The 12,290-nt window shown below is 67.5% G+C and carries 11 protein-coding genes; 6 read left to right on the top strand and 5 right to left on the bottom strand.

The window, feature by feature from the left end; translation table 11 throughout:
* Positions 1-59 precede the first annotated feature (59 nt).
* Entirely contained in the window at positions 60-764 is a 705-nt protein-coding gene (locus tag ACIBJG_RS04265; protein ID WP_399303727.1) for a PadR family transcriptional regulator, read from the bottom strand.
* A 401-nt stretch (positions 765-1,165) separates the two neighbouring features.
* On the opposite strand from ACIBJG_RS04265, the gene ACIBJG_RS04260 reads away from it, so the two are divergent.
* Both ACIBJG_RS04260 and ACIBJG_RS04255 read left to right on the top strand, forming a co-directional pair.
* Positions 1,166-3,901, top strand: coding sequence for a transglycosylase domain-containing protein (locus ACIBJG_RS04260; protein ID WP_399303725.1), 2,736 nt, complete (start codon positions 1,166-1,168; stop codon positions 3,899-3,901).
* A gap of 128 nt (positions 3,902-4,029) precedes the next feature.
* Positions 4,030-5,517, top strand: a complete 1,488-nt coding sequence (locus ACIBJG_RS04255; RefSeq protein WP_399303723.1) for a glycosyltransferase family 87 protein — start codon at positions 4,030-4,032, stop codon at positions 5,515-5,517.
* Between the two features lie 46 nt (positions 5,518-5,563).
* On the opposite strand, the gene ACIBJG_RS04250 is transcribed toward ACIBJG_RS04255, so the two are convergent.
* The 3 genes from ACIBJG_RS04250 to ACIBJG_RS04240 form a co-directional block, all read right to left on the bottom strand.
* Complete coding sequence (locus ACIBJG_RS04250) at positions 5,564-6,595, bottom strand: alanine racemase (protein ID WP_399303721.1); 1,032 nt, start codon at positions 6,593-6,595, stop codon at positions 5,564-5,566.
* 145 nt (positions 6,596-6,740) lie between these two features.
* On the bottom strand, positions 6,741-7,859 hold the full coding sequence (locus ACIBJG_RS04245) for a lipid II:glycine glycyltransferase FemX (RefSeq protein ID WP_399303719.1): 1,119 nt from the start codon (positions 7,857-7,859) through the stop codon (positions 6,741-6,743).
* A 187-nt stretch (positions 7,860-8,046) separates the two neighbouring features.
* Positions 8,047-8,367, bottom strand: coding sequence for a hypothetical protein (locus ACIBJG_RS04240; RefSeq protein ID WP_399303717.1), 321 nt, complete (start codon positions 8,365-8,367; stop codon positions 8,047-8,049).
* Between the two features lie 279 nt (positions 8,368-8,646).
* Between ACIBJG_RS04240 and rpsF the strand changes: the two genes are divergently transcribed.
* From rpsF to rplI, 4 genes are all read left to right on the top strand, one after another.
* Positions 8,647-8,937: a 30S ribosomal protein S6 gene (rpsF, locus tag ACIBJG_RS04235; protein ID WP_018101872.1), complete on the top strand. Its 291-nt coding sequence runs from the start codon at positions 8,647-8,649 to the stop codon at positions 8,935-8,937.
* Between the two features lie 74 nt (positions 8,938-9,011).
* The gene (locus ACIBJG_RS04230; protein WP_399303715.1) at positions 9,012-9,653 is read left to right on the top strand and encodes a single-stranded DNA-binding protein; all 642 of its coding nucleotides are present in this window, start codon (positions 9,012-9,014) and stop codon (positions 9,651-9,653) included.
* 43 nt (positions 9,654-9,696) lie between these two features.
* Positions 9,697-9,933, top strand: a complete 237-nt coding sequence (gene rpsR / locus ACIBJG_RS04225) for a 30S ribosomal protein S18 (RefSeq protein WP_003967857.1) — start codon at positions 9,697-9,699, stop codon at positions 9,931-9,933.
* A gap of 17 nt (positions 9,934-9,950) precedes the next feature.
* Complete coding sequence (rplI, locus tag ACIBJG_RS04220) at positions 9,951-10,397, top strand: 50S ribosomal protein L9 (RefSeq protein WP_073733221.1); 447 nt, start codon at positions 9,951-9,953, stop codon at positions 10,395-10,397.
* A gap of 102 nt (positions 10,398-10,499) precedes the next feature.
* Here rplI and ACIBJG_RS04215 read toward each other — a convergent pair whose 3' ends face one another.
* Complete coding sequence (locus ACIBJG_RS04215; RefSeq protein ID WP_399303713.1) at positions 10,500-11,837, bottom strand: MATE family efflux transporter; 1,338 nt, start codon at positions 11,835-11,837, stop codon at positions 10,500-10,502.
* Positions 11,838-12,290 lie beyond the last annotated feature (453 nt).

Here is a 12,290-nt window from a genome sequence, read left to right as displayed (position 1 = left end):
GGTTGCTCCCTGTGTGTAATGGATGTTCCTGATGAGTCCCCCGCGGATCTGCGGGGAACTCACTTGGCGGTGTCGCCGGACGGATCCGGCGGGTTGTTACCCCGCCGGGGCAGGCCGTCCGGCTCTCCTGCGGTGTTCTGCTGAGCTGAGCCCCCGGGCGAGGATCGTCGCTGATCCCGTCCCGACCGCTCGCTCTCGATGAGCTCGTTCAGCCAGCGCACTTCGCGCTCCACGGACTCCATGCCGTGTCGCTGCAGCTCAAGTGTGTAGTCGTCGAGGCGCTCGCGGGTGCGGGCCAGAGAGGCGCTCATCTTCTCGAGACGCTCCTCCAGCCGGCTGCGACGGCCTTCCAGCACCCGCATCCGCACTTCGTGCTCCGTCTGCCCGAAGAAGGCGAAACGAGCAGCGAAGTGCTCGTCCTCCCACGAGTCGGGGCCGGTGTGCGAGAGCAGTTCCTCGAAGTGCTCCTTACCTTCCGCCGTCAACCGGTAGACGATCTTGGCGCGGCGCCCTGCCAGTGAAGAAGCGGGGGCGACCGCACGGCCGGCGCCGGGCGGAAGCTCCGGTGGAGCGTTCCCCGGTTCCTCGATCAACCAGCCGTTGGCGACCAGCGTCTTGAGGCAGGGGTAGAGGGTTCCGTAGCTGAAGGCACGGAAGATCCCCAACGAGGTGTTGAGGCGCTTGCGCAGCTCGTAGCCGTGCATCGGGGACTCGCGGAGCAGTCCGAGAACGGCGAACTCGAGGATGCCTGAGCGTCTGCTCAACCTCGTCTCCTCCTTCTCCGAGTGCTCTCGCGTGGCCAGTGCCGAGCCGATGTACCGAGTCGATGTACCGAGCTGATGTATCGACTCGATACATCAGCACGATAGATCGGACTCGCGGCTGCGACAAGGGGGGCCTTAGTGAGCGGCGTCACATCACCAATTCGTAGCAACCGACTTGCGTAATTTGGGGTGAAGTTCGGCCTCAGGAGGGTTTTGACCGTGCGTAGTCTGTGCGGCATGCAGACCACCGGGAACCGTGTGACGTCCGAGCGCGTCAGTCTTCGCGGACTAACCGGATGCACTGCGGATGAGCCTGTCGCAGGGCTGGTCCGTAATTCGGGGGGACCGGATCTCAGCTGCCGCTTCCAGGCGTTCTCGCCTGCCCGAGGAGTAGTCGTTCGATGAGCGAGCACCGTCGCAAGATGCCGCAACCACAAGGTGGCGGGCGTGCCGCGGCCAGACGAGCCGCCCAGCAGTCCCCCGGACGCCGTGCAGCGCCGTCACGCGGAGTAACTTCCGAGTCACCTTCCGACTCGTACGGCGAGGATTCCCCGTACGGCGGGCGTGCCGCGGCCAGACGGGCCGCACAGCGCGGCGCCGGTGGCGGCGGTGGCTCCGACGGTGGTGGTGGCCGGCGTCGTGGCGGCGGGGACGGCGGCCAGGAGGGCCCCGGCCGCGGCCGGGGGCGCGGCAGTCAGCGCCCCGTCAGGAAGCGCTTCATCGACTACCCCCGCGCGGGCAAGCAGGGCCTGCGGCGCTGGACGCCGTCGTGGAAGTTGGTCTCCGGTCTGTGCATCGGTTTCCTGGGCCTTCTGATGGGGCTTGCCGGCCTCGCGTACGCGATGGTCGCCACTCCCAAGGTCCAGGCGGCCGCGAGGGCGGAGAACAACGTCTACTTCTGGGCGGACGGCACGCAGATGGTGGCCACCGGCGGTGAGACCAACCGCCAGATCATCGACTACGCCCAGATCCCGGAAGCGATGCGCAACGCCGTCATCTCGGCGGAGAACAAGTCCTTCGACCACGACCACGGCATCGACCCGATGGGTATCGCGCGGGCCGTGTTCAACATGGCCAAGGGTGGCGAGACCCAGGGTGGCTCGACGATCACCCAGCAGTACGTGAAGAACTCCCGGCTCTCCCAGGAACAGACCCTGAGCCGGAAGTTCGAGGAGCTCTTCATCACGCTGAAGGTCGGCGAGCAGGAGAGCAAGACGAAGATCATGGCCGGGTACCTCAACGTCTCGTACTACGGACGTGGTGCCTCGGGTATCCAGGCGGCGGCGCGTACGTACTACGGCAAGGACGCCAAGGACCTGAATCCGAGCCAGTGCGCCTTCCTGGCCACCCTGCTCAAGGGGGCCAGCTACTACGACCCCGCGGGTGCCACGGAGGTCGACTCAGTGCAGGCGACCCCGCAGAAGAACACGGACCGGGCGATCAAGCGCTGGAAGTGGATCCTTGACGAGGAGGTCAAGGACGGCCGGATGGAGCAGTCGGAACGCGACAAGTACACCGAGTTCCCGATGCCCGACAAGCCGAAGAAGGACGCTCAGCTGGGCGGCCAGATCGGCTACCTCGTCGCGATGGCCAGGTCCAACTTCCTCAGCAACTACGACATCACCCGCGACCAGCTCGACCAGGGCGGCTACGAGATCCACACGACCTTCGACAAGAAGAAGGTCGACCAGCTGAGCAAGGCCGTCAAGAGGGTCTACGACGAGAAGATCGACCCCAAGAAGCGCCCGGACAAGGACACTCACGTCCAGTTCGGCGGCTCGTCGGTGAATCCGAAGACCGGAGCCATCGAAGCGATCTACGGCGGCCAGGACGCGACGAAGCACTACACCAGCAACGCCGATCCCACCGGCGCCGCGGTCGGCTCCACCTTCAAGCCCTTCGTGCTGGCTGCCGCTATGGAGTACGGCAAGCGTGATCCCTCGGGTGATGCCGAGCAGGACGAGTCGGAGCGCACGAAGGTCTCGCCGAAGAGCATCTACAACGGCAACGACAAGCTGAAGATCAAGAAGTACAACGGCGACATCTGGACGGACGAGAACGGCAAGGAGTGGCTGCAGGCCAATGACGGGCATGAGTCGCGGGGCAACATCACCCTTCGCGAGGCGATGCAGTGGTCCGCCAACTCGCCCTACGTCCAGCTGGGCATGGACGTCGGCACCGACAAGGTGAAGGACGTGGCCCTCGCGGCCGGTCTGAAGGACGACAAGTACATGGCGAACGCGAACGTTCCGTCGTTCTCCATCGGTACCTCCTCGCCCAGTGCGACCCGCATGGCGGGTGCCTACGCCACGTTCGCGGCCAGCGGCCAGCAGCGTGAGCCCTTCTCGGTGACGGAGGTGAAGAAGGGCGGCGCGGTGGTCTACCAGCACAAGGTGGTCGCCAAGAGCGCCTTCTCCAACATCATCGCCGACAACGTCACGGACGTGCTCAAGAACGTCGTCGAGAAGGGAACCGGTACGCCCGCCCAGCTTCCCGGGCGGGACGTCGCGGGCAAGACGGGTACGACGGACGACAACCTGTCCGCCTGGTTCGTGGGCTACACCCCGCAGTTGTCGACCGCGATCAGCATGTACCGGCTGGACGACAACGAGAGCCACAAGGACCGCAAGTTCGAGAAGATGTACGGCACCGGCGGCGAGAAGTCGATCCATGGTGCGTCGTTCCCCGCCCAGATCTGGCACGACTACATGGCCGAGGCGATGGAGGGCCTGGACAAGGTGTCCTTCCCGAAGCCGGAGCCGATCGGTGACACGGTCTACGGCGGCGGCGCGAAGAGCCCCACTCCGACCCCCACCCCGAAGCCCACGCCGACGCCGACCGAAACAGCGACCATCACGCCGTCGCCGAGCGCTCCCGAGACTCCGACGCCCGACCCGACCGATACCTGCGGTACGTGGGACCTGAACTGCCAGAACAACAACGGCGGCAATGCGAACGGCGGGACCGACGGGGGCGCCGACGCCGGGACGGCCGAAGGCGGGACCAGCGGCACGGACGCCGGAACCACCGACGGGACCACGCAGGGCGCGACCGCCGGGGGTGCCAGCCCCTCACCCGACACAGGTGGCAACGGGAACGGGAACGGGAACGGTGGTTGGATCGGCGGCGGCGGGTAGCCCGCCGTACACCCTGCGCGTCCGACAGGCCCGCGCGAGGTGATCCGAGCAGTGTGACGAGGGCCGCGGCACCACAGGGTGCCGCGGCCCTCATCGTTTCCACACGTCGGTACGGCAGGATGTGCGGCATGCCAAGCGCAGAGGATACGAGCGTGCACCAGGAACGGTCCGTCGTACGGCCCACGCACCAGGACGAGATCGCCGCGGCCGGCAGCGAGCTGATCGGCGGGAGCTCGGGGCGCTGGGCGCGGCTCGGCGGCGCCGCACTCACCCCCGTGGGCGCCGTAGCGCTGGTGGCGATCGGAATGTTCGCGCTCGGCATGGTGCAGAAGCTGCCCTGCTACAACTGGGCCTGGTTCCGGGGCGCGGGCTCCCAGTACACCCACGCCTGCTACTCCGACATCCCGCATCTGTACGCGGGGCGGGGCTTCGCCGAGGGCCTGGTGCCGTACTTCGACCGGCTGCCGGGCGACATGCAGTTCCTGGAGTACCCGGTTCTCACCGGCGTGTTCATGCAGATCGCCGCCTGGCTGACCCCGGGCGGCTCCATCCAGCAGCAGGAACAGGCCTACTGGCTGGTCAACGCCGGCATGCTGATGATCTGCACCGCCGTCATCGCCGTGTGTGTCGCGCGCACGCACCGGCGACGCCCCTGGGACGGTCTGCTGATGGCGCTGGCGCCCGCGTTCGCCCTGACGGCCACGATCAACTGGGACCTGCTGGCCGTCGCCCTCACGGCCTGGGCGATGCTCATGTGGTCCCGGAGCCGCCCCCTGGCGTTCGGCATCCTGATCGGACTGGCCACGGCGGCCAAGCTCTACCCCGTGTTCCTGCTGGGCCCGGTCTTCGTGCTGTGCTGGCGGGCGGGGAAGTGGCGGGAGTTCGGGGTGGCGGCGCTCGCTACCGCCGGCTCCTGGCTGGTGGTCAACCTGCCGGTGATGGTGTTCGCGCCCGAGGGCTGGAAGAAGTTCTACACCTTCAGCCAGGAGCGTTCGATCGACTTCGGCTCCTTCTGGCTGGTCATCACCCAGCGCACCGGCGAATCCATCGACGTCTCCACGGTCAACACCGTCTCCACGCTGGCGACGGTCGGGCTGTGCGCCGCGATCGGGGCGCTGACGCTGACGGCCCCGCGCAGGCCGCGGTTCGCCCAGCTCGCGTTCCTCGTCGTCGCGGTGTTCATCCTCGTCAACAAGGTCTACTCACCGCAGTACGTGCTGTGGCTGATCCCCCTCGCCGCGCTCGCCAGGCCGCGCTGGCGGGACTTCCTGATCTGGCAGGCGTGCGAGGTCATGTACTTCCTGGGCATCTGGATGTACCTCGCCTACACGACGAGCGGGGACAAGCACCAGGGGCTGCCGACGGAGGGCTATCAGCTGGCGATCGTCCTGCACCTGCTGGGCACGCTCTACCTCTGCGCCGTGGTCGTACGGGACATCCTGATGCCGGAGCGCGACGTGGTGCGCCGCGACGGCTCGGACGATCCGTCGGGCGGGGTGCTCGACGGAGCCGAGGACGCCTTCGTGCTGGGGCGCGCGGCGGCGCGCACTCCGCGCCATGCCGCATTCGCCGAGGCGGGGCCGCGGGTGGAGTGGGGCACGCCGGCCGCCGACTGAGCGGCGGGCGGCCCCGGGCACCTCAACAAACGTCTCAGCGAGCTTCTCAGCGGTCGACGAGCCGGTCGAACTGTGTGGTCGTGTGCCGCAGATGGGCCACCAGCTCGTCGCCGACCCGCGGCTCCTCGGCGTCCGAGGGCACGAACAGGATCGACACCTGCATGTGCGGCGGTTCGGCGAACCAGCGCTGCTTGCCGGCCCAGACGAACGGCGACAGATTGCGGTTGACGGTGGCCAGCCCCGCCCGGGCGACCCCCTTGGCACGCGGCATCACACCGTGCAGGGCCTTCGGGGCCTCCAGGCCCACGCCGTGCGAGGTACCGCCCGCGACGACGACCAGCCAGCCGTCGGAGGCGGCCCTCTGCTGCCGGTAGCCGAACCGGTCGCCCTTGACGACGCGGGTGACGTCGAGCACCGCGCCCCGGTACTCCGTCGCCTCGTGGTCGCCGAGCCAGAGCCTGGTACCGATGCGGGCGCGGAACCGGGTCTGAGGGAACTGCTGCTGCAGCCGGCCCAGTTCCTCGGCCCGCAGATGGCTCACGAACATCGTGTGCAGCGGCAGCCGGGCCGCCCGGAGACGGTCCATCCAGGCAATGACCTCTTCGACCGCGTCCGAGCCGTCCGTGCGGTCCAGCGGCAGGTGCAGGGCGAAACCTTCGAGGCGTACGTCCTCGATGGCGGCGTGCAGCTGCCCGAGCTCCTCCTCCTTCACGCCGTGGCGCTTCATCGAGCTCATGCACTCGATCACGACACGGGCGCCCACCAGGGCGTGCACGCCGTCCACGGACGAGACGGAGCGGATGACCCGGTCGGGCAGCGGCACCGGCTCCTCACCCCGCCGGAACGGTGTGAGCACCAGCAGATCACCGCTGAACCAGTCCTTGATGCGGGCCGCTTCGTAGGTGGTGCCGACCGCGAGGATGTCGGAGCCGAAGCGGATCGCCTCGTCGGCCAGCCGCTCGTGGCCGAAGCCGTACCCGTTGCCCTTGCAGACCGGTACGAGGCCGGGGAACTGGTCGAGCACGGATTTCTGGTGCGCCCGCCAGCGCGCGGTGTCGACGTACAGGGAGAGCGCCATGGCCGGTCCGGAACCTTTCTGGTGGCTGCGGTGGTGTCAGTGGTGGGCAGTGTTTCCGGAAGTGCCTTCGCAGGCCCTTCCGGAAGAGCCCATTGAAACGAATAAAGCCGGTTTCGTCAGCCTTGCGCGGCGGATCAGTGGCGGATCAGCGGCGTGACATGTAGATGTCGAGGGCCTTGTGCAGCAGCTTGTTGAGCGGGAAGTCCCACTCGCCGAGGTACTCCGCGGCCTGGCCGCCGGTGCCCACCTTGAACTGGATCAGGCCGAAGAGGTGATCGGTCTCGTCCAGTGAATCGGAGATGCCACGCAGGTCGTAGACGGTGGCGCCCATCGCGTACGCGTCACGGAGCATCCGCCACTGCATCGCGTTCGATGGCCGGACCTCGCGCTTGTGGTTGGCCGAGGCGCCGTACGAGTACCAGACGTGCCCGCCGACGATCAGCATCGTCGCGGCCGCGACGTTCTCGCCCTCGTGGCGGGCGAAGTAGAGCCGCATCCGGTTGGGGTCCTCGTTGTTGAGGGCCGTCCACATGCGCTGGAAGTAGCCGAGCGGACGCGGTCGGAAGTGGTCGCGCTCCGCAGTGATCTCGTACAGCCGCTGCCACTCGGCTAGCTCCGCGTAGCTGCCCTGGACGACCTCGACACCGGCCTTCTCGGCCTTCTTGATGTTGCGTCGCCAGAGCTGGTTGAAGCCCTTGTGGACGTCTTCGAGCGAACGGTTCGCCAGTGGCACCTGGAAGATGTAGCGGGGCTGTACGTCGCCGAATCCGGCGCCGCCGTCCTCGCCCTGCTGCCAGCCCATCTTCCGCAGCCGGTCCGCGACTTCGAAGGCGCGGGGCTCGATGTGGGTGGCCTCGACGTCGCGCAGCCGCTTCACGTCGGGGTCCTGGATACCGGCCTTGATGGCGTGGGAGTCCCAGCGGCGGATGACGACCGGCGGGCCCATCTTCACCGAGAAGGCGCCCTGCTGCTTGAGGTGAGCCAGCATCGGCTGGAGCCAGTCGCTCAGATTGGGGGCGTACCAGTTGATGACCGGGCCCTCGGGCAGATACGCCAGGTACCGCTTGATCTTGGGCAGCTGCCGGTAGAGCACCAGACCGGCGCCGACGAGCTGGCCGCCCTTGTCGAACCAGCCCAGACTCTCCGAGCGCCACTCGGCCTTCACATCCGCCCATGCCGGGACCTGCATGTGACTGGCCGCGGGCAGACTCTGGATGTATGCCAGATGCTGCTCTCGGCTGATGGTCCTCAGGGTCAGGCTCATGCGGGGGGCTCCTCGGCAGGTGTGTCCCCATCGGTCAGGGGCTCCGGCTCTCGCGCCGAAGCCTACTGTGACCGGGAAGCGCGCGGTCTGGCCCCGTCGTACCCGGACGGTCCCCGGCACCCTGCGGGGGCGGCCCGGCGTACGACGGGCCGCCCCCGCAGGGTGCCGGGGCCGTGCTGCGCCGCGGTCAGCTGATCACGCCGCCGAAGAGTCCACCGTGGGCCATGCCGAGGAAGAACCCGAGCCCGGCGGCACCCATGCCGATGAACAGCGGGAACCTCTCCCGTGTGGTCGCGGAGATGTACAGCCCGTACCCACCCGTGAGGATTCCGACGAGTCCGGCCCACGAGCTGATCAGATGCAGGCTGTGGAACATCGCCGTCACGAACGCCAGGGCGCCGAGCACCACCGTGACCAGCACCAGGGTGTCCTGGAGCGGATGGGGCCTGCCGTCCGTCGCGAAGAGGGAGACGGAAGAGCGGGGGCGGGATCGCGTTGCTTGTGCCATGGAGTACCTCCTGGCCGAAAGGCGGCGCGTCGTGGCGCCGCTCACACCCGATGTGTACAGATTGCGTCCTCTGACCACCGGATTTCAACCGGAAGCCTGTCTGCAGGTACTCTGTACGGTCTGCACCGGTGTCTGCCCAGGCCAGCACAGTCAGCCCCTCCTCGACGGAGGGCGTTGTCAGTGGCGGCTGTTTTACTCGGAGACACTGTTGCTTACGCATCACGACCCTCCTGCCACGGAACGACCGTGGCCGCTGAGTCCAAAGGAGGTGGGTTCCACATGCGTCACTACGAGGTGATGGTCATCCTCGACCCCGATCTCGAGGAGCGAGCAGTCTCCCCGCTGATCGAGAACTTCCTCTCCGTCGTCCGTGAGGGCGAAGGAAAGGTTGAGAAGGTCGACACCTGGGGCCGTCGTCGGCTCGCTTACGAGATCAAGAAGAAGCCCGAGGGCATCTACTCGGTCATCGACCTGCAGGCCGAGCCTGCGGTCGTCAAGGAGCTCGACCGCCAGATGAACCTGAACGAGTCGGTCCTCCGGACCAAGGTCCTCCGTCCCGAGATCCACTGAGCTTCTAGCTCAGTGGTCATCGGGTTCGAGTAGCAGCAAGCAGCCAGAAGCAATCCCCGCCGAGAGGTTCATCCATGGCAGGCGAGACCGTCATCACGGTCGTCGGCAATCTCGTCGACGACCCCGAGCTGCGCTTCACCCCGTCCGGTGCGGCGGTCGCGAAGTTCCGCGTCGCGTCCACTCCCCGCATCTTCGACCGGCAGACCAATGAGTGGAAGGACGGCGAAGGCCTGTTCCTCACCTGCTCGGTCTGGCGTCAGGCGGCGGAGAACGTCGCCGAGTCGCTCACGCGAGGCATGCGCGTTGTCGTGCAGGGCCGGCTGAAGCAGCGGTCGTACGAAGACCGCGAGGGCGTCAAGCGCACGGTCTACGAGCTGGACGTCGAGGAAGTCGGCCCCAGTCTCAAGAGCGCCACTGCCAAGGTCACCAAGACCACCGGTCGCGGTGGCCAGGGTGGCGGCGGCGGCCAGGGTGGATACGGCGGCGGCCAGCAGGGTGGCGGTAACTGGGGCGGCGGTCCCGGTGCTGGTGGCCAGCAGGGTGGTGGCGGTGCTCCCGCCGACGACCCGTGGGCCACGAGCGCGCCGGCCGGCGGCCAGCAAAGCGGGGGCCAGCAGGGCGGCGGAGGCGGTTGGGGCGGAAGCTCCGGCGGCTCCGGCGGCTCTGGCGGCTCCGGCGGTTCTGGCGGCGGCTACTCGGACGAGCCGCCCTTCTAGGGCAGCTCGTACCCCCACTTCTTGATCACACAGGAGAAACACCATGGCGAAGCCGCCTGTGCGCAAGCCTAAGAAGAAGGTCTGCGCGTTCTGCAAGGACAAGACCCAGTACGTGGACTACAAGGACACGAACATGCTGCGGAAGTTCATTTCCGACCGTGGCAAGATCCGTGCCCGCCGCGTCACCGGCAACTGCACGCAGCACCAGCGTGACGTCGCCACGGCTGTCAAGAACAGCCGTGAGATGGCGCTGCTGCCCTACACGTCCACCGCGCGATAAGGGAGGGTGACCGAATCATGAAGATCATCCTCACCCACGAGGTCTCCGGCCTCGGTGCTGCTGGCGACGTCGTTGACGTCAAGGACGGGTACGCCCGTAACTACCTGGTTCCGCGTGGCTTTGCCATCCGCTGGACCAAGGGTGGCGAGAAGGACGTGGCGCAGATCCGCCGCGCCCGCAAGATCCACGAGATCGCCACGATCGAGCAGGCCAACGAGATCAAGTCCAAGCTCGAGGCCGTGAAGGTCCGTCTGGCCGTTCGCTCCGGCGACGCCGGCCGTCTCTTCGGCTCTGTCACCCCGGCCGACATCGCTTCGGCGATCAAGGCTGCCGGTGGCCCGGATGTCGACAAGCGTCGCGTCGAGCTCGGCTCGCCGATCAAGACGCTCGGCGGACACCAGGTGTCCGTGCGTCTGCACCCCGAGGTCGCTGCGAAGCTCGGCGTCGAGGTTGTTGCTGCCTGATTGGGCCGCACCTCCGCAGAACAGTGAAGGGCCGTACCCCCTGGGTGCGGCCCTTCGCCGTTGCCTTGCCCGTTTCACGTGAAACGGGCAAGCTGCGTGAACTCAGCGGGTCGCTCCGGTGACCATCCACGTGCCGGAACGGGCGCGAAGCCAGAGCGTGGCCATGCGAACGACCATCATCAGGGCCATGGCGCACCACAGCGCGGTCAGGCCGCCCCCGAGGGTGGGAACCAGCAGAGCCGCCGGGGCGAAGACGGCGAGGGTGACCAGCATGGCCCAGGCCAGGTAGGTACCGTCCCCGGCGCCCATCAGTACGCCGTCCAGGACGAAGACGACTCCGGCCACCGGCTGGGTCAGCGCCACCACCAGAAGGGCCGGGAACAGTGTGTCCTGCACGGACTGATCGCTGGTGAAGAGCGGGACGAACAGGGGACGGGCAAGAACGATCAGGGCTCCGAACACCACACCGGAGACGATGCCCCACTGCACCATGCGGTGGCAGGCCTCGCGTGCGCCCTTGGTGTCGCCGGCCCCCAGGTAGCGTCCGATGATGGCCTGTCCTGCGATGGCGATGGCGTCCAGTGCGAAGGCCATCAGGCTCCACAGGGACAGAATGATCTGGTGTGCGGCGATGTCGGTGTCGCCCAGGCGAGCGGCGACGGCCGTGGCGATGAGCAGAACGGCGCGGAGTGACAGCGTGCGGACCAGGAGGGGCACGCCTGCCCGGGCGCTGGCCTTGATGCCGGCGGCGTCGGGGCGTAGCGACGCCCCGTGGCGTCTGGCGCCGCGGATCACGACCACGAGATAGGCGATCGCCATGCCGATCTGAGCGATCACCGTGCCCCAGGCCGATCCTGCGATGCCGAGCCCGGCGCCGTAGACGAGGCCCACGTTGAGTGCCGCGTTGGCGGCGAACCCGCCGATGGCGACGTAGAGCGGGGTGCGGGTGTTCTGCAGGCCACGGAGCACGCCGGTCGCTGCCATCACAACGAGCATTGCGGGGATGCCGAGGCTGGAGATCCGGAGATAGGTGGTGGCGTAGGGGGCCGCGGTGTCGGAGGCGCCGAACACTTCGACGAGCCAGGGGGACAGGGGGAGGGCCAGAGCGATGACGGCGAGACCGAGCAGGATCGCCAGCCAGATGCCGTCCATGCCCTGGCGGATCGCGGAGGCCAGGTCGCCTGCTCCGACCCGTCGCGCGACAGCCGCGGTGGTGGCGTAGGCGAGGAAGACGAAGACGCTCACCGCGGTCGTCAGCAGGGCCGCGGCAATCGCCAGACCGGCCAGTTGCGGAGTCCCGAGATGGCCGACGATGGCACTGTCGACCATCACGAAAAGGGGCTCCGCCACGAGAGCGCCGAAGGCGGGGACGGCGAGCGCGATGATCTCGCGGTCGTGCCGCCTGCGACGAGACGGCGGGGTCGCCGGTGCCTGGATCATGGGAGTCAATCTAATCTTCCACAGGTAATAGATGCAAGCGCTTTGCGATCCTTACAATTGCCGTGGAGTGACGTTCTGGCATGTGCCGGTTGTCGCGATCTTGTGCTGACTCGGAAAGTTTTTCTCCCCCACAGCCCGTGGATGGAGAAGGTGCAGGTCAGGCCGCTGATGGTGGCGCGGTTATGAGTTTGTCCACAGTGCTGTCCCCCGGTCCGTGCACAGGTTCTGCGGAGTTCTCCACAGCATCTGGTCCGTCGTCCACATGCCCTGTGGATAACCAGATTGGCTGACGGTGCCGAGGCGCCTACCGTGGTCCGGCGCCCCCACCTCGTTTCGGCCCTGGAAACCCGCAGAACCCGACACACCGGAACCGGAGTCGGGCGTCTTGTTTGTCGGTGCCGTGCCGTAAGAAAGAGTGGCACGGCTAGGTCCGCGGAGCGGACGGGAGGAGGT

Source organism: Streptomyces sp. NPDC050422, from assembly GCF_044458665.1.
Lineage (GTDB): Bacteria > Actinomycetota > Actinomycetes > Streptomycetales > Streptomycetaceae > Streptomyces.
The sequence above is the reverse complement of the archived record's forward strand: the minus strand, read 5'-3'. Positions and strand labels throughout refer to the sequence as shown.